Below are 21009 nucleotides of genomic sequence, written 5' to 3'. Positions count from 1 at the left end.
ACAAGTGATTGAAGACTGAATTATATAGAAGCTACCTGCGGGTGGCTTTTTTTATGCATGTCATTCAGATGCAACGGTTTTTGGCAATATAGCGTTAATTATGTATATACTTAAAATAGGTGCACTCATCGACCAAGGAGGATGAGATGGCAGTACAACCTAAACACACCGATCTTCCTCCTCGCTATGAGGCAACGGATTTTACCAATGAGCAACGTCACCGCTTTACTAAGGTGGCTAACGCGGCTCAAAAACGACGTGCTTTCTATAAGCGAGCGATTGAGAAAAGCCTTGTCGGCAAAATGAAAGAGCGAGCGCTCAAGCCTGTTCTTGTCCCACGAGATGATAAACCAAGCAAAATCGGCCAAGTGATCTGGCTTGTCACGTTTTTACTTGTTGGCTTATGGGCCATGTATATGTACGCCTAACTTAGGCTCTGCGGTTCGGTTTATAAGCTGGCGTCACGCTGCAATGAAGTGATATTACCCATTCCGCCAACCAACGAGTGTCGTTGATTACGCAACTCTTCTGCATGTGAGCAATGTTCGTAATACGCATACTGGTTTTTGCCAGTGTGCTTCGCAGCGTACATAGCTTTGTCTGCGCAACGAGTCAGTTCAGATAAATCTGTTGCGTCTTGGCCGTAAATGGCCGCTCCTACACTCATGGTTAACTCATTGATGTTGTCGTCCGTCTGATAGCCTTTTTGGAAGAGGTTGACGATACGATCCAAAATATTGTCTAGGTCTTTCTTACCGCTCACATCGTAAAGCATCAACACAAATTCATCACCAGCGAAGCGAGCAATCGAGTAGTCATGCTTGTCCGTTTTTCTGTCTTTATTACGAATGTTGTTTTTTAAGCGAGTCGCAAAGTGCTTTAACACACGGTCGCCGACATCGTGGCCGTAGTTGTCGTTTATGTGCTTGAAGTTATCGATATCTAAAAAGACTAAAGCCGTGACACTTTTGGTCTCAACTTGTTCCAACTCTTCTAACTTGGCACGTGCCCAAGTCTCGAAGCTCCAGCGGTTAGCTAATCCTGTTAATTGGTCGAGGTAAGCCAGTTCTTCGATGCCTTCGCGATACAGGGTTTGAATGTAGTTCACGACTTTAGAGTAATAGTAAGAAAAGGTATGACAAACAAAGCAGATCGCCACCAGCGTAAACATAAATCGGCGCTCGGTCATGTCACTGGCGGTGGGTACACTCTCTAAAAAGGTTAAACCGAAAAAGATGATGAGGGAGTACGTCACGCTAAACAGCAGACCGACTTTGAATTCGTTAATCAAGATAATGGCAGCCACAATCGGGTAGAGCCAAAGCAGTCGACCTGAAGGGGCGTCGTTATAAAGCAGTAGCAACAGTCCATCAAACATCAATACGCCCGTGAGTAACAGATCGGCGTATTGGTGGTGACCACGGACTTTGATCAGATAACTGATGGTTAAACATGCCAGCGCGCATAAACCGATGAGTAAACTGAGCCCCCAATTCCCTTCAAGATAGTGCAGGACCGAGCCATAGGTTAGAAATGCAGTGGCGATGCTAGAACAGAGAAAAACGATCTTCTTCTTTCTTGTCGATCGGATATCCGCCATTTCCTCTAGGCGTGCTCCGGCCAATTTCGACATTGTATATCCCTACTTTAGACTTACTTAGTGCCTATTCTAGGTCGTAATTAAGTAGTGCATGGAATAGCAAAGCCCTTATTTGTGATATGAAGCATGTTTGCTATTTGTGTGAGTTGTTGAATTTGTAAGAAATTTACGAGCTGTGAAAACTTTCAAGATTATGAAACTTTTCATTATCTCATAAATGAATTGCGCTTATTTTGCACAAATTAACGTGATAGAAATTAAACAATCCTGTGAAATGAAAGCGATTTCAAAATGTAAAATCTAATAAGCGTTATTTTAACCATATGATTTTAAAGGCTAAGAGTTACCTTGAGTTTCATGCGTTGTTTCATGTCATTTTGAACGCTATTGCCATGTGAAGCGGTAGCGGCTTTTCAAACGTTTCATTCCTTAAGATCCCTATTGAAATAATTACACTTACAAAAAACTTAGGGAAATCACATGAAAAACTTAAAGGTTTTACCTCTCGCTCTTGCAGTGGCCGCTTCGCTTGCTTCTCTCTCTACTTTTGCTGCCGATTCTGATGTAGAAGCTTTGGAAAAACGCATTCAAGAACTGGAGAATCGCATCGATCCTAATTATGTTGATGATCAACAACCGGCCGTACTGACTCCGGATATTGAGATTCCTTATGGCGTTGTCTTCTCCGGCTATGCTCGCTACGGCGCACATTATCAAGCGGGCGATCAGAAATACGTGATGGTTGATGGTTCATTTAATGGGTCATCAGCAATTGGTCGATTAGGTAACGAAGGCAACGGCGGTGAATTCCAGTTAGCGAAAGCGTTCAAGAACGACAGCGGTGCGATTTGGGATGTGGTTGTGATGTTCGATCACTGGGGCGATGAAGTGAACCTGAAAAAGGCTTACGCAGGGGTAACGAATGTTTTCGAAAGCCAGCCGAATGCTTACATTTGGGCGGGTCGTGATTTCCATCAGCGTCCACAACAAGGCATCAATGACTACTTCTGGATGATGCATGATGGTCAAGGTGGTGGTATCAATAACCTTGAGCTTGGCTCTGTGAAACTGGATTTCGGTGTGGTTGCAGCGGTAGAAAATTGTAGCCCAGAAATTGTCGACCCAGGTTCGAACCCTTCTATCTCATGTACGGGTGGTGCAGGAACGGGTGACAGCGGCGCATACGCTTTCACTTCTAAATTGCATGGTATCGACATGGGTTTTGCAGATCTAGAGTTGTACGCAAACTACGGCTTTGATTCCGAAGCGATTGATAGCTCTGAGCACATAGACGCGTACCAATTAGGTGCGGTGATTTCTCGTGCACACGATAGTGGTTCAAACCGTTTAGTATTGCGTTATTCAGACAATGCCGATAACGGCGTATTCTGGAAAACAGAAGACCTCACTACGATTTATGCAAGTTTCGAAGGTAATGCCGATCTCGGTGAAAAAGCCGCGATTGAGTACCTATTGGCTTACCACGATTATTCCGTTGATGGTTCAAGTGCGGTGGAAGATGAGCGCACCAACTACAGTGCTATCGTACGTCCGATGTACTTTTGGAACGATGCACACTCTACGTGGTTAGAAGCAGGCTACCAGATGGTCGACTACGCACGTGCTGACGATGACAACACAGGTTGGAAAGTCACCCTATCACAAAACATCTCGTTTGATTGGGGCGCTGGTGCTCGACCAATGCTGCGCTTCTACGCAACAGTCGGTGAGGTGGACAACAAAGCGACAGGCATCAACGATCCTAAGCAAGATACGGTTAGCCTAGGTGCGATGTGGGAAGCTTGGTGGTAAGCCTAGCATAGTTAATTACTGTCCATGTAACAGTGGTAGGCACTGAAGGCAGATTTATTAGGTCTCTACCACTGATTTATTTCTTAACTCTCTCTATTTAGTCATGGCGTTCATTGCAGCCAGTGAACACCATACTGTCCATTCTTAACCCTATTTTGAGTCGCTTATGCGGCTCTTTTTTTGTTTCTAATTTGCTGTGTTTCTTTATTCAATCAAGTTTAAAAAGTTGTGAAATCAATGCCTTTAAAGGTTTCCATTTGAATGTGAAATGACCATTTCATGAAACAGTTTCATGAAATGAAAGCAAACTGCCACGCGCCTCATTCTTTCAAACATTGCCCGAATTTAAAGGGATTTCGGTGTGATTTCTCTCACGATAACACCTCAGTGAATCCGAAATACTAGCTGCCATGAAAGCGGTTTCGAGGAGCTTATCTCGAAGCAAGATTGAATCTTGAGGTTCAAGTGGAAGAGGTTTCTTGTGGCGACGATTAAAGATGTATCTGAATACGCTGGTGTTTCTCAGGCTACGGTTTCTCGTGTGATCAACGGCACCAGCCGAGTGAGTCATGATAAAAAGCTGAAAGTCGAAAAAGCGATTCAAACACTTGGCTATCGTCCTAATTCTATTGCGCAGGCATTGGCATCAAGCCGCACGGGCAGCATTGGCATCATAGTGCCGGAGCTTGGTGGCCCATTTTACTCTGGCATCTTACACAGCATGGAAGAGCGTCTACGTCGTTTTGGCTACCACGTGATTGTTACTGCGGGTTCTAACTCAGAACAAAGTCAGCGTGAATCGGTGGAGTTTCTTCTTGGTCGACGCGTTGATGCCATGATTTTGCACGCACAAAACCTAACAGATGATTATTTAATCGATCTTAAAGAAAAGGGTATGCCGGTGGTGTTAGTTAACCGCTTCATCCCTGAAATGGCACAAAGCTGTATTGAGATCGACAACGAATTTGGTGGCCAGTTGGCGACCGAATACTTGTTGCGTATGGGGCATCGCAACATAGCGTGTATCACCGGCCCTCTGGACAAGTCCGATGCACGGGGGCGTCTACAAGGTTACCGCAAGGCTCTTGAAGAAGCGGGAATTGAGTATGACGAAGCATTGGTCTCAGAGGCCGGTTTTACCGAAGAGTCTGGGGAAAGCGCAATGCGCAAGTTGTTGAAGCGCGATTGTCATTTTACTGCCGTATTTGCTTGTAATGATCACATGGCCTTTGGTGCTTATGAAGTGCTTAAAGCCCATGGCGTTGATGTTCCTGAGCAAGTATCTCTGGTTGGATTTGATGACATTTTGTTTGCGCGCTACCTCACGCCAGCCCTTACCACAGTTAACTTCCCTATTGAGCAAATGAGTGCTGAAGCTGTCCAGCTCGTGATTCAAATCCTCAATAAAAACAAACGAGATGTGAACTTCAAATTATCACCGGCCTTAGTGCCAAGAAGTTCGGTCAAGGAACTGCATACCCTATAAAACGATAATTAAGGACAACAACATGAAACTGAAAACTTTGACGCTTGCGATGACCGCTGCATTGGGTGTGGCTGCGACGGTAAACGCAGCTGATGAATCCAAAATTCGCTTTGATGGCTTCCCAGATTTCGACAGCAGTTTGAAAGTGCTGCTACCGGATTTCGAGAAAGAAACAGGGATTAAGGTTGATTACCTGATGAATAACCACGGTGATCACCATACAAAGCTAACAACCAACCTAGCAACGGGCTCTGGTGCGGGTGATGTGATTGTTGTTGATGTAGAAAAAATAGGCCCATTTGTGGCATCGGGTGGTTTGGTTAACCTGTCTGAAAAATACGGCGCTGACAAATACGCAGAGAGCTTCGCACCTTATGCATGGGCGCAAGGTAAAGGCGCAGACGGTGATGTGTACGGTATGCCTGTCGACCTTGGTCCGGGTGTGATGTACTACCGCACTGACATTTTCGAAAAAGCGGGTATTGATATCAACGAAGCGATCAAAGATTGGGATTCTTACATTGCAGCAGGTGAAAAACTTAAACAACAGAATGTTCAATTGATTGCCTCTGCAGCAGATGTGGCGCAAGCGATCATCTTCACCACAGTACCTGAGGGGGAGGGTCTTTACTTTGATAAAGACGGCAACCCAGTAGTGACGTCAGAGCGCTTTGTTCACGCTTTTGAAGTAGCAAAAGAGATCCGTGATAAAGGCTTGGACGGTCGCATTCTTGCGTGGTCAAACGAATGGTACGAAGGTTTCCGTAACGGCACATTTGCAACACAGCTTTCTGGTGCTTGGCTACTTGGTCACCTAAACAACTGGATTGCGCCAGAAACAGCCGGCAGCTGGGGCGTATCTAACCTTCCTGATGGTATTTACGGAAGCTGGGGTGGCTCATTCCTTTCTATTCCTACGCAATCTAAGCACCAAGATGACGCTTGGAAGCTGATCGAATACATGACAACTAAGCGTGAGATTCAACTTAAACACTTCGACACTATTGCAGCATTCCCTGCAAACACCACAACTTACGACGACCCTATGTTTGAAGAGAAAATTGAATTCTTAGGTGGTCAGCAGGCGCGCTTACTGTTTGCTGAAGTGGCACAAAACATCAAACCAGTGGCACCAGCGAAAGGCGACCACGTTGCTCGCTCTATCATCTTAGAAAATGCACTGATGGAAGTGTTGGATGAAGGCAAAGACATTGAAACGGCATTGAAAGATGCAGAGCGCATGATCAAGCGCCGTACTCGCAACATGTAAGCAATTTGCTATTTGGTAAGCAAGGAGGGCACCACGCCCTCCTGATGAGAGGTCGTTACTATGAATCAGGCAGCGAGCAAGGTTATGGAAACATCAGAGCGTGAGAGTATTTTTTCTCGTCTAAATTTGAAAGCGCTTACACCGTATGGATTCCTACTGCCGTTTTTGATTATTTTTTCCGTGTTTGGGATTTTCCCGTTACTGTTTTCTATTTTTCTTTCCTTCCATGAGTGGAACCCTGTTGAAGGTTTGGGGGCGATGGATTATGTGGGTTTTGAGAATTACCACATTGCACTGACCGACCCGTGGCTTTGGCGTTCATTAAAGAACACACTCTGGCTAGCTGTGACTTCTGGTGTCGCGCAACACTTGGTGGCATTGCCTGTTGCGTACATCTTGGTGTCGCTAGGAGACCGCTTCCGTCATTGGTTGACGTCGGCTTACTTCTTGCCGTTCATCACTTCAACGGTGGCTGCGTCGCTCATCTTCTTTAACATGTATTCGCCAAACTCAGGGATCATCAACCAAAGCTTGATGGCGTTGGCAGATAGCACGCTGTTCGGCTGGGCATTCTCTTGGGTGAACGACTTCCAACCAATCCGTTGGTTAGATGACGCCACTATGGTTAAACCTTCTATCGCCATCATGGTGTTCTGGAAGTACACCGGTTTCAACATTGTGCTTTACACCACTGGCTTGATGACGATTCCTAAAGACATCCTAGAAGCGGCACGCATGGACGGTGCAAACGCATGGCGTCGTTTCTGGAGCATTTCACTGCCAATGATTCGCCCATTCATCTTCTTTGCGGTCACCATGACCATCATCGGTAACTTGCAGTTGTTCGAAGAACCTTTTGTCCTAACGCGTGGTACGGGTGGTACAGGCCAATCAGGTTTAACCATCTCTATGTACCTCTACAAAGTGGGCTGGGAATGGTTAGAGATGGGGACTGCATCAGCGATTTCATGGTTACTGTTTACCTTGATTGCAGGCTGTACGGCGATTCAATTCTTCTTCTTCGGTAAGAAAGGTCTAGGGGAGCAATAAGATGACTACAACTACCTTACCTGCGGCGCAGCGTTGGCGTCCAAGCGATCGCAGCATCGAGATCTTTACCAAGATATTAATGGTGATGCTCGGCACTGTGTTGGTGGTGTCTGCCATCATGACCGTATTCCCGTTCATTTGGTCGGCGTTGCTATCGACGCGTGACCGCACTGAAATCTTCGGCACAGGCATCAGCTTTGCCATTGGTGACAGCCTCGCGGTGAACTACGCAAAGCTACTGGAAATCATGCCTTTCTGGCAGGCGATGTTTAACTCCATCTACATCGCGTTCCTAGGTACCACGATTTCACTGCTGTTTTGTAGCATGGGCGGTTACGCCTTTGCGGTGTACAAGTTCAAGGGCAAAAACTTGCTGTTTGGCATGCTGGTCGGGTCGATGATGATTCCACCGGTACTGAGCTTGATTCCGTACTTCATGATCGTGAAATTTCTTGGCTTGCTCGATAACCATCTTGCCGTTTGGTTACCGTTCACGACCACACCATTTGGTATTTTCTTGATGCGCCAACACGTGGTGGCATCGATTCCGAAAGAGCTGTTAGAAGCGGCGAAGCTCGATGGCGCGGGTGAATTTAGAACTTACTGGAGCGTGGTATTGCCACTGATGAAACCGGCGCTCGCAACCCTAGCAATCGTGCAGTTTGTCTTCTTCTGGAACATGTTCATGCAGCCACTTGTGGTACTGACAACGCCAGAAAACTACGTGATTACGCAGGCACTGCGAAGTGTGCAGGGCATTCCGAATACGCCGTGGGGAGCGGTGATGCTCGGAACCACCATCTCCATTTTACCGTTAGTGATTACTTACTTATTTGCCTCAAAACAGATGATCAGCGGCTTGACCTCTGGTGCCGTCAAGGGCTAAGCGAAACAAAAGGTTTTATAACAATGAATAAATTCCAACTACCACAAGATTCAAAATTACGTAGCCCAGAGTTCTTATTTGGTGTCGCAACCTCTTCTTATCAGATTGAGGGCGGTGCACAACTGGGTGGGCGTACGCCTTCAATTTGGGACACCTTTTGCGATAAGCCAGGAGCTGTCGATAATGCAGACAATGGTGACGTGGCGTGTGACCATTTCCATCTGTGGAAGCAAGATATTGAAATGATTCAAGGGTTAGGCGTGGGTGCATACCGCCTTTCAATGGCGTGGCCTCGCATCATTCCTGAAGATGGCAAGGTGAATGAAGAAGGCTTGAAGTTCTATGAGCAAATCATCGATGAGTGTCATGCTCGTGGTTTGAAAGTATTCGTGACTCTATACCACTGGGATCTACCGCAATACCTTGAAGACAAAGGCGGCTGGCTAAACCGAGAAACGGCTTACAAGTTTGAGCAATACGCAAAAGTAGTCAGTGCTTACTTCGGCGACAAGATTAATTCATACGCAACATTAAACGAACCGTTCTGCTCTGCTTACTTAGGTTACCGCTGGGGTGAACATGCTCCAGGTCTTAAGGGTGAACGTGAAGGCTTCTTGTCTGCGCACCACTTGATGTTGGCCCATGGTCTTGCTATTCCACACATGCGTAAGAACGCACCCAATGCGATGCACGGCTGTGTATTTAATGCGACGCCAGCTTACCCATACAGCGACGCAGACATTGGTGCGGCAGAATACAGTGATGCAGAAGGCTACCATTGGTTTATGGATCCAGTACTAAAGGGGGAATACCCTCAACTCGTGTTGGATCGTCAGGCGCATAACCTACCTATGATTCTGGAAGGTGACCTCGATATTATCCAAACCGACTTGGACTTTATTGGCATTAACTTCTATACCCGTTGTGTGGTGCGTTACAACGAGCACGGTGACATTGAAACGGTGCCTCAACCGGAGCAAGAGCACACATTCATTGGTTGGGAAATTCACCCACAAGCGCTGACAGATTTGCTCCTGCGTTTGAATGACCGTTACCCGAACCTGCCACCACTTTACATCACTGAAAACGGCGCAGCAGGCGATGACCACTGCATTGACGGCGAAGTGAATGATGAGCAGCGCGTGCGTTATTTCCAACAGCACTTAGAAGCGCTAGATGCAGCTATTAAGGCCGGTGTGAATGTGGATGGCTACTTCGCTTGGAGCCTAATGGACAACTTCGAGTGGGCTTACGGTTATAAGCAGCGCTTTGGCATTGTCCACGTGGATTACCAAACGCAAAAGCGCACCTTAAAAGCGAGCGCAATTGCTTATCGCAACATGCTGTTGGCTCGAGCTGAGGAGAATCAGTAATGGCAAAAGTCGAATTCAAAAACATCAAGAAATCCTACGATGATGTTGAGGTAGTGAAACACTTCGACTTCACGGTTCAAGATGGCGAGTTTGTGGTTTTTCTCGGCCCTTCGGGCTGTGGTAAGTCGACTACACTGCGTATGCTTGCGGGTTTGGAAAGCATCACTGGCGGTGAGATTTACGTCGGTGACAAGTTGATGAACAAGGTCGATGCCAAAGACCGTGACCTTGCGATGGTGTTTCAAAGTTATGCACTGTACCCACATATGACGGTTTACGAGAACATCGCTTTTGCCCTCAAGCTAAAAGGGATGCCAAAAGACCAAATCGATGTCGAAGTACGCAAAGCCGCGAAAATGCTTGAGCTTGACGCGTTATTAGAACGTAAGCCAAAAGAGCTGTCTGGTGGTCAACGTCAACGCGTTGCAATGGGCCGTGCAATGGTACGTACGCCAAAAGTATTCCTATTTGATGAGCCGCTATCGAACCTAGATGCCAAGTTACGTGGCGTCATGCGTGAAGAGATCAAACACCTTCACCGTGAACTGAAGACCACTACCATCTACGTGACACATGATCAGATTGAAGCCATGACATTGGCGGATCGCATCGTGATTCTAAAAGATGGTTATGTGGCTCAGGTCGGCACACCAACAGAAGTGTTCCAACGCCCGGCAAACAAATTTGTGGCTCAGTTTATTGGTAACCCATCAATGAACATGTTGGACGCGAAATTGGTGGGGGAAGAAGGTAACTGGGAAGTGGAATTAGGCGAGGTTCGTATTCCGTTGCCAGAACGTTTTAAAGCGCATGCGTCTAAGAACTTAGCCTTGCACTTTGGTGTTCGTCCAACAGATATCCATCTGCGTGCAGAACAGGTCGACCACGACCGCGTGTTGCCGTTCCCAGTCAAAATCAAAGACAAGGAGCTATTGGGCGCGAGTATCTTGCTGAAAACAGAAATCGCAGGTCAGCCTCTTATGGTTGAAACACAAGCGGCAGAAGTGGATGTGGATACGCTGACTCTGTACTTGGATTTGGATGCGATTCACCTATTTGATGCATTGAGTGAAAACTCGCTCGCGACATTCTAAACCTCCGATATGAAAGCCAGTGCGCGCTTGCGTACTGGCGACTTATCTAGTTCTCATTTCCCTTATCAAAACGTTGTCGCGCCCCCCGTCGCAACTTATATTTTTATTATTAGCTTGCTGGGAAAATTCCTACAATGAAAAAAAATAAAAAAGCGGCATCCATTTATGATGTGGCAAAGTTGGCGGGGGTTTCCCCGAGTACCGTTTCACGTTTCCTCAATCGCACGACGTATGTCTCTGACGATAAAAGCCAAAACATAGAAAAAGCGATCAAGTCACTGGGTTATAAGCCAAATTATCAAATGGGTCAGGGCACCAATACGCGTTCCATGACCATTGGTGTACTTATCCAACATCCAGAGAGCCCACACACCAGCCGTATCCTCAACGATATGGAGAAAGTGCTTAATGCACAGGGCTACTCTTTGGTGATTGCCACAGGGCATTGGCAGCGTTCACTGGAATCTCATGCTTTGGAGTATTTGGCAAAGAGTAATGTGGACGGAGTGATCATCGTGACGGGCAGTCTAACGGAAGAGCAGATTTTGGATTATGCCCAACGAATTCCGGTGGTTGCCGTTGGGTATGATGTGATTGGCGATAAGGTTCGATCGATAAATATAGATAATGTGTTGGGCGGATACATGGCTACCTTGCATTTAATGCAGCAAGGGCACGTGAATATTGCCCATATCAAAGGACTTTTGAATCAACCGGATGCCGTAGCTCGTTTTGTTGGCTACAAGAACGCTCTGCAAGAAGCTGGAATTAAAGTGCTTCCAAAATTGACCAAGCAAGGCGATTTCAGTAGTGAAACGGGCTACGATAAAACCGTTGAGTTGATTGAATCGAAAGTGCATTTCTCGGCGCTCTTTGCCGCCAATGACCAAACGGCCTATGGGGCGATAAAGGCATTGCATGATCATGGTATTCGTGTGCCAGAAGATGTGTCCGTCATTGGTTTTGATGACTTGCCAACTTCGCAATATTTCACCCCAGCACTTACCACAATGCGTCAGCCAATTGAAGAAGTTGGAGCGGTTTGTGCCGAGTCCATTCTCAATTTGTTGAGTGGTGATAGGCATGAGGTTCGTCTGCCGCCGATCGAGCTGATCGTTCGCCAATCGACGGTGTCTAAATTTCGTTAATTGAGTTGGAGTAAGTCTCTAACCCATTAGAAATTATTTTGCGAAACTCGTGAAATATTGCTGTATTTGTGACCAAAGTCCGTCTAAAATTCGCGCCTGAATTTTGTTGGTTAAATACACAATCACCAAAAATAGCCAAATCTTGAGAAATCTAATTTTTGAACTGCCTCACAGTTTTCTGTGGGGCAGTTTTTAGTTGTAGGAAAGGTCCAACACATGCCTAAAAGCCAGAATATCAACCAACGTATGTCCATCGTGGCATTGGCTTGGCCGATACTTGTCGAAATTTTGCTACGGACGGCTTTAGGAACCAGTGACGTATTCATGTTGAGTGGTTACTCAGACAAAGCCGTGTCTGCGGTCGGTGTTATCACTCAATTAACGTTTTTCTTGATCATCGTATCCACCTTTGTCAGCAGTGGCACGGGCATTTTGATTGCGCAATATAACGGTGCAGGACGTGAAAGAGAGTCGGTTGATGTCGGTGTTGCCAGCGTTGCGTTATCGGTCGTTGTTGGTGCGTTCTTAAGTGTGCTTGCCGTGATTGGTGCGGTGTTCTTCTTGCCGTATTACGGGTTAGAAGCGCAAGTTGAACAGTATGCGCGCGAGTACTTACTGATCAGCGGGGCGATGACGTTCAACGTCACCATCGGTATCGTCTTCACCACGATTTTGCGTAGCCACGGTTATTCACGCTCGCCAATGGTCGTTAACCTAATTTCTGGTGTGTTCAACATCATTGGTAACTACATTGCGCTCTATCAGCCGTTTGGTTTGCCTGTGTATGGCGTTGAAGGTGTTGCAGTGGCGACAGTAGTGAGCCAAGTCATTGGTACGTTATTGCTGGGGGTGATTTTGAAACGCAGCAGCATCGAACTGCCAATGTCCAAGGTAAAACAAGTGCCGAAAGACGTGTTCAAGAAGATCCTAAAAATCGGTGGCATGAACGCGGGCGAAGTGCTGTCTTACAACATGGCGCAGATCTGTATCGTGTACTTTGTGGTGCAAATGGGGACGTCATCACTTGCAGCGTTTACCTATGCACAAAACATCGCGCGTTTCTCGTTCGCGTTTGCGCTGGCGATTGGTCAGGCGGCACAGATCCAGACGGGTTACTACATTGGTAAAGGTTGGGTAACCAGTATTTTGAAGCGCGTGCAGATCTACTTCTTGGTCGGGTTTGCTGCATCAACGGCGGCAACGTGTTTGATTTACTTGTTCCACGAAGAGATTTTGAGTGTGTTTACCGATCAGCCTGAAATCTTAGCCTTGGCAGGCGCATTGGTAATGGGTTCCATCGTGCTAGAAGCTGGCCGTGTGTTTAACCTCATCTTCATCTCGGCACTGAAAGGCGCTGGTGACATCAAATTCCCTGTGCAAATGGGTATTTTAAGCATGTGGGGCTTAGGTGTGGTGTTTTCTTACCTCTTCGGTATTCACTTAGGCTACGGCGTCATTGGTGCTTGGATGGCGATTGCTCTGGATGAATGGGTACGGGGTATCATCATGGCAAGACGTTGGCGCTCACAAGTGTGGACTAAGTTTAAGGTAAGTTAACCTTATCTCTTACTCGCTCTAAACGTAAAAAAGGCACTGAAATTCAGTGCCTTTTTGCGATCTATTCTTCATGTATAAGTCGTTTTAAAACTCACACTCTGCTTGGAAATACATACGCTCTTTACTGTAAGGATGGTCTAACTCCAGCATCTCCGCGTGCAAATGTAGACGGTTGGCTTTTTCGCCGTATAAGCCGTCGCCAACCATTGCCATGTTCAATCCCATGTGATGTGCGCTGTGTACGCGCAGTTGGTGGGTTCGCCCTGTTTTCGGGTACATGTATACCTTGCTTCGCCCGTCTTTTACTTCAATCAGCTGCCAGTAAGTTTCCGCTGGCTTACCGTGTTCAAAGCACACAAGTTGTCTTGGACGGTCGTCTGGGTCTCCGCGCATCGGTAAATGAACGTCACCCTCAGGCTCGGTTAACACGCCTTCTAACAGCGCCATATAACGCTTTTGCACGCCACGTGTGATGAATTGCTTTTGCAGGCTCTTGTTTGCACGTTTGGTCAACGCAAACACGAGAATCCCCGATGTCGCCATATCTAGACGATGAATCACAAATGGACCTTCCACATCAGGGAACATCGCTTGTAGACGCGTATACGCTGAGTCTTTGATGGTCTTACCCGGAACAGAAAGTAACCCTGATGGCTTGTTAACGACGACCATAGCTTCGTCTTGGAACAGGATTTCCAGCTCTTTATCTTCTGCCCAGTTCTCTGCTAATGGGTTTGGCTCTACATCCAAGCCTTGCAGCATATGCCCCAAGATGGGGTGGCATTTGCTGTTGCAAGATGGGTAGAACTGTTTGTGCTGGCGCACTTCCGACTTTGGCGATACCCCCCACCAAAACTCTGCTAATGCTAGTGGTTGGTAGCTATGTTTGTATGCGAACTGAAGTAGTTTCGGCGCCGCACACTCACCAGCACCCGCAGGTGGCACTGGGTTGGTGGTATTCGCAAAAATATCCACCAAGTCACGCTTCGCACCTCGACGATCGAGAAAACGATATTGCTTATGTAGCTTGTGTTGCAGAGCATTCGACAAGTCTTTGCGCTGCTCTTTGAGTTCGGTCAGTTTATGTTCAAGTTCAGCGAGGCGCACTTCTTTAACTGCAAGCTTCTCGTCCCAAGCTTGCTTGAGATACTTGAGGACATTTTTCTCTGCCACACTCTGTTTGCCCAAATCATCCAGTAGCGCTTTTAAGTCTTCTGGATTCAGCGTTTGCTCGCCTTGTTGACGCTGCTGTTTGCGATCTGCTCGGCCTGCAATCATGACTTGGCGTTGGGCATTTTCTTCTTGCTGATAAGCGTCGCGGTCGGCTTGAATTTCTGCTTTCAGTTGTGCTAGTTCTGGTTTGGCAGTGAAGGCTTTGTATTGTGCATTCGCCGTGTTGATTGCATCTGTTTCGCCACGGAAAAAGCCTTCTTCCGTCAGCATATCAAACACAGGGGGAACAAAACCTGGAAGCAAGTTTTGATCGGCAATCTTGCCTGAGAAAGCACTAAAATAACCAAGCTCACCTTGCGGGTTACGCACTAGCAAAACACCGAACATCTTGCCACGTCCACTTTGCTCATCCTCAAGACCAAAATCGTGTTCGAAGTCAGTTTGTGTTGTGAGGTGCTGCTGTAATTGCTCGGCAGCCAACACACACAATGGGTGAGGTGTGTAGTAGAACGGAAACGTAAACTGCGCTGGCAATTCGTAGCCAGAAATGTCCGCAGTAAATCGAGTAAAGTATTGTTCAGGCGAGTGCATGTGTTGAGAGTCCGCGCTAGAGAAAATCGAGCGAAGATTGTACCTGTTTTGTGTGGGATTGCTATCTTGAACTCAGAGGTGATTTCAGCTTGAGATTCATCCAATATCCTGTACCTTACCAAGACTATTTTTTGCAGCTTGCTTTCATTCGCTGAGTGACTGGCGCTGCTTTATTTTTGAGTTTGAGTTCATGTCACAAGCTAGCATCAAATTTATCGCCACCGATATGGATGGCACCTTGCTTGACCAATATGGTCGCCTAGACCCTGAGTTCTTTGATCTGTTTTTGCAGTTGGAGGAAAAGGGCATTTTGTTCTCTGCGGCATCCGGTCGTCAGTACTACAGTCTGCGTGATACCTTTGCCCCTATCCAAGATCGTATGATTTACGTAGCGGAAAATGGTACCTTGGTGATGTACCAAGACAAAGAACTGTATAGTTGCACCATTCCAAAATCAGAAATTGATGCAATTATCCAAGCGGCGAGGGAGGTTGAAGGTACGCACCTTGTCTTGTGTGGTAAGCGTTCGGCTTACATTGAAACCAAAGATCCTAAAGCATTGGAAGAGTTCCAGAAGTACTATCATCGTTGCGAGTACGCGCCTGACTTATTGGCGGTAGAGGACGAATTTATCAAGGTGGCAATTTGTCATTTTGATGGCTCTGAAGAGTTGGTGTACCCGACCATGAAAGCGAAGTTTGATGATACGCATCAAGTTGTGGTGAGCGCGAAGATTTGGTTGGATGTCATGAACGCAGAAGCGTCAAAAGGCGCGGCGATCAAACACCTTCAAGACACCATGGGGTTTGGCCCAGAAGAGACCATGACGTTTGGTGATTACTTAAATGATCTAGAGATGCTGCAAGTGAGTGAACACTCCTACGCGATGGAAAACGCCCACGAAGCGGTGAAAAAAATCGCGCGTTTCTCTGCACCAAGCAATCGAGACTCTGGCGTAATGAAAGTGATCAAAGAGAAAGTGCTTTAATCTCTGTCTAGCGAGTTTCGAACATTAAAAAGCCCCGCTACTTAATGAGCGGGGCTTTTGTTTATTTGAAGCTTAGTGTGAATATGCTTAACGGACGTAATTAGCCGTTGCGCTAACAAGCCAGTGTTGTAACTTGCCATCTGGATTCTTCACCCACAGATCATTGTGGTAACGATAAATGCGACCATTGATGGTTAGCGCGAGAGTATTTTCGCCAGTCTGTTCCATGCGAATAAACTGATCTGAGGTCACCAAAAACGGCTCCATATCTTCGGTGCTTTCGTCTTTGTAAACGACAAAGTAACCGAACATGTTGCTGGCATCTGGGTCCGTCGAATGGATACGATGCCCAACCAGTGTGTAGTTGTCGTTGAGCGCTTCTTCGAGGGTTTGCGCCCCCATGGTCTCATGGGATGGGATAAATACCCAAGCTAGCACACCTATTGCGATCACCAGCAGTGATAGAATCGCTCGCATGAATTTTTTCATCATGGTTATCCGTTTAACGTTGGAATTTCATTTTGTACATGCGCTTATCCGCTAAATTGATTAGGAAGTCAATGTTGTCAGCGTCTCGTGGATAGCTAGCGACACCCAAACTGGTTGATAGTGAACTGGCTTGGTCAGACGCGAGAATCGGTTTTTCAAACACCACATTGATATGATGAGTGACTTCATCTATTTTCTTTTGTTCAATGGAATTGACGATCACGGCAAACTCATCGCCACCCATGCGATACACGGTAAAGTCGTCTAATGCCATTTGGTTCAGGCGCTCTGCAATCTCGATAAGCGCAATGTCACCGGCCTGATGACCCATGGTGTCATTAATGTTCTTAAAGCCATTTAAATCGAGCAGGAGCAACGAAAATGGGGTATCGGTTTCTTCTTTGCGGTGCAAATCAATAAACAGTGCGCTGCGGTTAGCAAGATTCGTCAGTGGGTCGCTTAATGCCAATTCTTTGTGGAACTTAGACTCGCGCTTGTAGAAGTACGTCATTAAAGCCACGGTCAGAACGAAAATACCCAGCAAGATGTATTGTGCTTGCAGCAAGTTGTACGCACGCTCTTGTTGCTGTCTATAGAGTGGGCTGGCCACTCGGAAGTTTTGAGTGACGTAATCAATCATCTCCATATATAGGTTTTGAGTTGCGCGATAAAACTGGTTGGCGGCGATGCTACTGCCTGTTTTGGCTTCGACTAAAATAGGCTCAAGTTGTTGGAATTTATCGAATAAAGCCACGAAGTACACCCGCACTTCCTCGCGGGAGAGGAAAGAGTCGGCTTCTTGGTTGTTGATCAGCAGATCGAAACGGCTCCATGCCAGTTCATATTGCAACTCAGTTCCGTCGATGTTTATCACGCTTTCATTCAAACGACGCGCCTCACCAACCAATTCGGATAGCTCTTTGGATAAATGGAACAAGAACCAAGTGGCTTGATTTTGTTGGTCAGAATAGGTTTTGGCCAGCGCGCGGGTTTCTTGCAGCAAAACGATGTTTGCAATCAGTAACGTCGATGCAAATATCAGTAGGAGTAGCTTACTCTTGGTTGAAAATGGCCCCTGTTTCGGGGTTTTGGGGTTTGCCTTCATTATTGTTCTTCTTTCGCACTTATCCTGTTGATCTGCCACACCATTTGAGAGTGGTACTGAGCGTTATCAAGCTCTGGGTATTCACTCATTGAATAAATTAGCCAGTACGGACCTTTGTTTCTGATTTTGATGTAATTATGGTTTTGTTTGTACGCCACAATAGGCTGGTAGCGAAGAATATCTTCGCGAGATAGATCAGAGTGGTAGTCGTTGAGTGCACGGACTTCAACATTTTGAGGAATGTCACCAAACGCATGTTGTAAGAGCGTACTCAGCTTAACGCCGTCAAACTCAGTAGGGGCTTCTAGCCAAGGTAACTCGGTGATGTAGGTAGTTTGCGGCAGTGACTCGAGGTCTTTTAGTGCCACAACGACATTGGATTTTTCAGGACTGCTAAACTGTATCGTGTTTGCAAAAAGTGCTGGTGCAAACAAAAGCAAAGCGAGTGCTAATGTTTTTCTCATCTTGTGCCCTTTGAATTTATTGCCCTCATTCCGGCTGTACCGCGTTATTGCGCCGATACACTGAAACTTCGGTTATTTATTAATAATAGAGCCAACTTGATGAATTTATATAATATCTTATGGGTGAAAAGTAACCGTTGGTTGAATATACGTCAAGGTTAATGACAAAGTTAAAAATACAACGATTGGATGACCATATCATTTAGCTTATTTTATGTGCAGTTTGCTTCACGTTGTCTAACTTTCGCGACACTTTCATCTAATTAGGAGAGACGATATGTTTGATTGGTACTACAGGGTTATTCTTAATTACACCAACTTTAGTGGTAGAGCGAGACGCCAAGAGTATTGGTACTTTACTTTGGTAAATGTGTTGGTCAATTTGGTGATGGGCATCATCGACCGGGTGATTGGTAACTTGATGCAAATCGATAATTTTGGCTTCTTCGGTGTGATTTATGCGCTTTTTATCATGATACCGTCGATAGCGGTGACCGTGCGTCGTTTGCATGATTCAGGACGCACAGGTTGGTGGGCATTGATCGCCTTTGTGCCAATCATCGGTATTTTGGTGTTGTTGTACTTCTTGATTCAAGACAGTGAAGAAGGTGCAAATCAATACGGTGAAAACCCGAAGCTTCAGTCTTTTCGTAAGTAGTCGTTTTCAAGTTTCAGCTAGTGGGCTTAAATGCCTGAGCCCACTTGGAAATACACTGCGCTGTCTTCGTCACTAAAAGCAAAGTCCATACCCGCTTGAAGCCCATAACGACGTGCGATGAGATAACGAAATCCGACGCCATAGGCATACTCGGCATCGTTTTCAGATAGAGACTCATTTGTTGATGCATAGCCAAAGCCACCAAATACGTTGGTGGACCAACGCGTGTTCCACTGATAAGTAAGTTGTGATTCTACCGATAACGTCTCATCACCTTGATAGCGATTCCTCGCCACGCCACGCAGCTCGATATCTGGGTAAGAGGCTGGTGGTAGAAAGCGTTCATCGGTGTAGAGCGCCTTGTATTGCCCGCGTAGTGCCAGCGACCAATCGTCCGCCAGTTCCCAGTAGTTTATCCCTTCTATATCCAGCTGTTCGTATTCGTAATCACTGCCAAACGCGTCGTTGTACCAAAGGTATTCGGCTTTGTAGTTGTAGCCTTGGGTTGGACTAAAGAAGTTGTTTCGGCTGTCCCATTCCAGTGTCAGACCCAATCCAGAGGTGGTGGGTGAGGTATTAGTCAGGGTTTGCAACAGCTTATCTGCAACAGGGGAGTTGGTGATTTTCTGGTCGGTGACGAAATAGAGCTGTTTCACACCGATAAACAGTGGGGCATCAATAATGCGGTATTGAAGATGGTTGAGCATGCCCCCGCCAGTAATCTCGAAATCCAACCCCTGCCCGTTGAATACGCCGTCTAATCCCGGCAGCGTGGATTGTGGGTAGAAGGTCATATTGAAGTCGCCATAACCGACGCCACCAAGGTAACGAACGGTATCTTGTGCCCAAGTTCGACGGTGACCAATAAAGCCCATCCAAGTGCCATTTTCGGTGGCAAAACCACCCACCGCGGTAATGGCAGGCGTCAGTAATTGAGCTCCGCCATCGAGTGAGGTTTCTGCGAGTTTGCGTCTTTCTTCACGTTGTTCATCGGATTCATGTAAGAACACGCCAGTAAAGCCCAAGCCATAACCTACGGCAGGCTCGGTGATCACTATAGGGACAGGTAGAAAACCGTAGGCGTTTTCAGCAAGGTATTCGCCCATATCCAATTGCCCATCTATGGGATCGAAAAAGCTTATCGCCTCGGCAATAGGAGAGATCGCTAACAACCCGAAGCAAGTCGAGGTTAGCAGGACTGACGTTGGTTTTTTCATAGCACCTAAGTTGTAATTGAATAATGTTCAATTGACAATTTAGTAGGCAAATCGAGTAAAAGCAATTGCGCTTGATGCTAGAGCTTTGGGTGTTTTAGGAAATGACAAAGCCACCTAATAAATAGGTGGCTTTGTATCGAGGGTGATATCATGCAAATAAGTACTTCGCGTGGAAGTTCAAGTGATCGGCAATAAAGCTCGAGATAAAGAAGTAGCTGTGGTCGTAACCCGGCTGCATACGCAGTTCTACATCAGACTCGTGGGCTTTTGCTGCCGCTAGTAACGCGTCAGGCTTTAACTGCTCAGCAAGGAAGTTATCGGCATCGCCTTGGTCTACCAAGATTGGCAAAGGCGATTTTGCTTGCTTAAGCAACTCGCTTGCGTCGTACTGTTTCCAGCTTTCGATATCAGTGCCTAGGTAAGCGGTAAACGCTTTCTGACCCCAAGGGCATTGCATTGGATTACTGATAGGGCTGAAGGCTGAAATCGAGCGGTATTGGTTCGCGTTTTTCAAACCAATCGTGATCGCACCGTGACCACCCATGCTGTGACCCGAAATCGACTTTACGTCAGAAACCGGGAAGTTGCTTTCAATGATTGCCGGCAGCTCTTTGGTGATGTAATCGTACATATGGTAATGACGTGACCACGGCTCTTGCGTTGCGTTTAGGTAGAAGCCTGCGCCTTTACCTAGGTCGTAATTTTCGTCATCTGCTACGTCGTCACCACGAGGGCTCGTATCTGGTGCCACAATCGCGATCCCCAACTCTGCTGCCATTTGAAATGCACCGGCTTTCTGCATGAAATTCTCGTCGGTACAAGTCAGGCCAGATAACCAGTAAACCACTGGAACTGGGTTTGATTTTGTTGCATTAGGTGGCAAGAAAATCGCAAAGCGCATGTTGCAATTGAGTGTGCGAGATTCGTGCGTGTACTGTTTATGCCAACCACCGAATACTTTGGCTTGGCTTAGGCTTTCAATGGTCATGGATAATCTCTCGATAAAACAATGTTTATTTAAAACAGTGAGTATTTAAAACCAGAATTT

General features: G+C 46.5%; 19 protein-coding genes. 12 read left to right on the top strand and 7 right to left on the bottom strand.

Annotated elements, in window-relative coordinates; all coding sequences use genetic code 11:
- Positions 1–146: 146 nt before the first annotated feature.
- Positions 147–428, top strand: coding sequence for a hypothetical protein (locus C1S74_RS17655; protein WP_038880181.1), 282 nt, complete (start codon positions 147–149; stop codon positions 426–428).
- A gap of 20 nt (positions 429–448) precedes the next feature.
- On the opposite strand, the gene C1S74_RS17650 is transcribed toward C1S74_RS17655, so the two are convergent.
- Positions 449–1633 carry a GGDEF domain-containing protein gene (locus C1S74_RS17650; protein WP_045396382.1) on the bottom strand — a complete coding sequence of 395 codons (1185 nt, stop codon included), beginning with the start codon at positions 1631–1633 and terminating at the stop codon, positions 449–451.
- A 447-nt stretch (positions 1634–2080) separates the two neighbouring features.
- Here C1S74_RS17650 and C1S74_RS17645 point away from each other — a divergent pair, with 447 nt between their 5' ends.
- The 9 genes from C1S74_RS17645 (at position 2081) to C1S74_RS17605 (ending at position 13276) form a co-directional block, all read left to right on the top strand.
- Positions 2081–3412, top strand: coding sequence for a carbohydrate porin (locus tag C1S74_RS17645; RefSeq protein WP_038869775.1), 1332 nt, complete (start codon positions 2081–2083; stop codon positions 3410–3412).
- Between the two features lie 481 nt (positions 3413–3893).
- Entirely contained in the window at positions 3894–4898 is a 1005-nt protein-coding gene (locus C1S74_RS17640) for a LacI family DNA-binding transcriptional regulator (RefSeq protein WP_038880186.1), read from the top strand.
- 22 nt (positions 4899–4920) lie between these two features.
- Entirely contained in the window at positions 4921–6168 is a 1248-nt protein-coding gene (locus C1S74_RS17635; RefSeq protein ID WP_038880189.1) for an ABC transporter substrate-binding protein, read from the top strand.
- Positions 6169–6228: 60 nt separating this feature from the next.
- On the top strand, positions 6229–7218 hold the full coding sequence (locus tag C1S74_RS17630) for a carbohydrate ABC transporter permease (RefSeq protein ID WP_038869770.1): 990 nt from the start codon (positions 6229–6231) through the stop codon (positions 7216–7218).
- Between the two features lies 1 nt (position 7219).
- Positions 7220–8104 carry a carbohydrate ABC transporter permease gene (locus C1S74_RS17625; RefSeq protein WP_038880193.1) on the top strand — a complete coding sequence of 295 codons (885 nt, stop codon included), beginning with the start codon at positions 7220–7222 and terminating at the stop codon, positions 8102–8104.
- Between the two features lie 23 nt (positions 8105–8127).
- Positions 8128–9477, top strand: coding sequence for a GH1 family beta-glucosidase (locus C1S74_RS17620; RefSeq protein WP_045396378.1), 1350 nt, complete (start codon positions 8128–8130; stop codon positions 9475–9477).
- Positions 9477–10571 (top strand): ABC transporter ATP-binding protein, encoded by a 1095-nt coding sequence (locus C1S74_RS17615; RefSeq protein WP_038869766.1) that lies wholly within the window; start codon positions 9477–9479, stop codon positions 10569–10571. Before C1S74_RS17620 ends, C1S74_RS17615 begins: the two co-directional genes overlap by 1 nt.
- 134 nt (positions 10572–10705) lie before the next feature.
- A complete protein-coding gene (locus tag C1S74_RS17610) occupies positions 10706–11719 on the top strand; it encodes a LacI family DNA-binding transcriptional regulator (RefSeq protein ID WP_045396375.1) in 1014 nt (337 codons plus the stop codon).
- Between the two features lie 216 nt (positions 11720–11935).
- Positions 11936–13276, top strand: a complete 1341-nt coding sequence (locus C1S74_RS17605) for an MATE family efflux transporter (RefSeq protein WP_045396372.1) — start codon at positions 11936–11938, stop codon at positions 13274–13276.
- 84 nt (positions 13277–13360) lie between these two features.
- Here the strand turns inward: C1S74_RS17605 and C1S74_RS17600 are convergent, their stop codons facing one another.
- Entirely contained in the window at positions 13361–15040 is a 1680-nt protein-coding gene (locus C1S74_RS17600; RefSeq protein WP_045396369.1) for an RluA family pseudouridine synthase, read from the bottom strand.
- 190 nt (positions 15041–15230) lie between these two features.
- Between C1S74_RS17600 and C1S74_RS17595 the strand changes: the two genes are divergently transcribed.
- Positions 15231–16028, top strand: coding sequence for a Cof-type HAD-IIB family hydrolase (locus tag C1S74_RS17595; protein ID WP_045396366.1), 798 nt, complete (start codon positions 15231–15233; stop codon positions 16026–16028).
- A gap of 87 nt (positions 16029–16115) precedes the next feature.
- Here the strand turns inward: C1S74_RS17595 and C1S74_RS17590 are convergent, their stop codons facing one another.
- Genes C1S74_RS17590 through C1S74_RS17580 form a run of 3 tightly spaced genes read right to left on the bottom strand, consistent with a single transcriptional unit; the run spans position 16116 to position 18086 of the window.
- Positions 16116–16520, bottom strand: coding sequence for a hypothetical protein (locus C1S74_RS17590; RefSeq protein ID WP_045396364.1), 405 nt, complete (start codon positions 16518–16520; stop codon positions 16116–16118).
- A 10-nt stretch (positions 16521–16530) separates the two neighbouring features.
- A complete protein-coding gene (locus C1S74_RS17585; RefSeq protein WP_045396361.1) occupies positions 16531–17622 on the bottom strand; it encodes a GGDEF domain-containing protein in 1092 nt (363 codons plus the stop codon).
- Positions 17622–18086, bottom strand: a complete 465-nt coding sequence (locus tag C1S74_RS17580) for a putative pterin-binding protein (protein WP_045396359.1) — start codon at positions 18084–18086, stop codon at positions 17622–17624. Before C1S74_RS17580 ends, C1S74_RS17585 begins: the two co-directional genes overlap by 1 nt.
- A 277-nt stretch (positions 18087–18363) precedes the next feature.
- On the opposite strand from C1S74_RS17580, the gene C1S74_RS17575 reads away from it, so the two are divergent.
- The gene (locus C1S74_RS17575) at positions 18364–18744 is read left to right on the top strand and encodes a DUF805 domain-containing protein (protein ID WP_045396356.1); all 381 of its coding nucleotides are present in this window, start codon (positions 18364–18366) and stop codon (positions 18742–18744) included.
- A gap of 26 nt (positions 18745–18770) precedes the next feature.
- Here the strand turns inward: C1S74_RS17575 and C1S74_RS17570 are convergent, their stop codons facing one another.
- A complete protein-coding gene (locus C1S74_RS17570; protein ID WP_045396354.1) occupies positions 18771–19961 on the bottom strand; it encodes a BamA/TamA family outer membrane protein in 1191 nt (396 codons plus the stop codon).
- Between the two features lie 148 nt (positions 19962–20109).
- A complete protein-coding gene (gene fghA, locus C1S74_RS17565) occupies positions 20110–20949 on the bottom strand; it encodes an S-formylglutathione hydrolase (RefSeq protein ID WP_045396351.1) in 840 nt (279 codons plus the stop codon).
- Positions 20950–21009: the final 60 nt, after the last annotated feature.

It is taken from the genome of Vibrio hyugaensis (genome assembly GCF_002906655.1).
Lineage (GTDB): Bacteria > Pseudomonadota > Gammaproteobacteria > Enterobacterales > Vibrionaceae > Vibrio > Vibrio hyugaensis.
The sequence above is the reverse complement of the archived record's forward strand: the minus strand, read 5'-3'. Positions and strand labels throughout refer to the sequence as shown.

What these genes read in the sequence shown, in the direction of transcription:
- fghA (WP_045396351.1), bottom strand. Translation starts at nt 20,949, where the DNA reads ATGACCATTGAAAGCCTAAGCCAAGCCAAAGTATTCGGTGGTTGGCAT.
- C1S74_RS17575 (WP_045396356.1), top strand. Translation starts at nt 18,364, where the DNA reads ATGTTTGATTGGTACTACAGGGTTATTCTTAATTACACCAACTTTAGT.
- C1S74_RS17580 (WP_045396359.1), bottom strand. Translation starts at nt 18,086, where the DNA reads ATGAGAAAAACATTAGCACTCGCTTTGCTTTTGTTTGCACCAGCACTT.
- C1S74_RS17570 (WP_045396354.1), bottom strand. Translation starts at nt 19,961, where the DNA reads ATGAAAAAACCAACGTCAGTCCTGCTAACCTCGACTTGCTTCGGGTTG.
- C1S74_RS17615 (WP_038869766.1), top strand. Translation starts at nt 9,477, where the DNA reads ATGGCAAAAGTCGAATTCAAAAACATCAAGAAATCCTACGATGATGTT.
- C1S74_RS17650 (WP_045396382.1), bottom strand. Translation starts at nt 1,633, where the DNA reads ATGTCGAAATTGGCCGGAGCACGCCTAGAGGAAATGGCGGATATCCGA.
- C1S74_RS17600 (WP_045396369.1), bottom strand. Translation starts at nt 15,040, where the DNA reads ATGCACTCGCCTGAACAATACTTTACTCGATTTACTGCGGACATTTCT.
- C1S74_RS17625 (WP_038880193.1), top strand. Translation starts at nt 7,220, where the DNA reads ATGACTACAACTACCTTACCTGCGGCGCAGCGTTGGCGTCCAAGCGAT.
- C1S74_RS17590 (WP_045396364.1), bottom strand. Translation starts at nt 16,520, where the DNA reads ATGATGAAAAAATTCATGCGAGCGATTCTATCACTGCTGGTGATCGCA.
- C1S74_RS17585 (WP_045396361.1), bottom strand. Translation starts at nt 17,622, where the DNA reads ATGAAGGCAAACCCCAAAACCCCGAAACAGGGGCCATTTTCAACCAAG.
- C1S74_RS17595 (WP_045396366.1), top strand. Translation starts at nt 15,231, where the DNA reads ATGTCACAAGCTAGCATCAAATTTATCGCCACCGATATGGATGGCACC.
- C1S74_RS17635 (WP_038880189.1), top strand. Translation starts at nt 4,921, where the DNA reads ATGAAACTGAAAACTTTGACGCTTGCGATGACCGCTGCATTGGGTGTG.
- C1S74_RS17655 (WP_038880181.1), top strand. Translation starts at nt 147, where the DNA reads ATGGCAGTACAACCTAAACACACCGATCTTCCTCCTCGCTATGAGGCA.
- C1S74_RS17630 (WP_038869770.1), top strand. Translation starts at nt 6,229, where the DNA reads ATGAATCAGGCAGCGAGCAAGGTTATGGAAACATCAGAGCGTGAGAGT.
- C1S74_RS17645 (WP_038869775.1), top strand. Translation starts at nt 2,081, where the DNA reads ATGAAAAACTTAAAGGTTTTACCTCTCGCTCTTGCAGTGGCCGCTTCG.
- C1S74_RS17610 (WP_045396375.1), top strand. Translation starts at nt 10,706, where the DNA reads ATGAAAAAAAATAAAAAAGCGGCATCCATTTATGATGTGGCAAAGTTG.
- C1S74_RS17620 (WP_045396378.1), top strand. Translation starts at nt 8,128, where the DNA reads ATGAATAAATTCCAACTACCACAAGATTCAAAATTACGTAGCCCAGAG.
- C1S74_RS17605 (WP_045396372.1), top strand. Translation starts at nt 11,936, where the DNA reads ATGCCTAAAAGCCAGAATATCAACCAACGTATGTCCATCGTGGCATTG.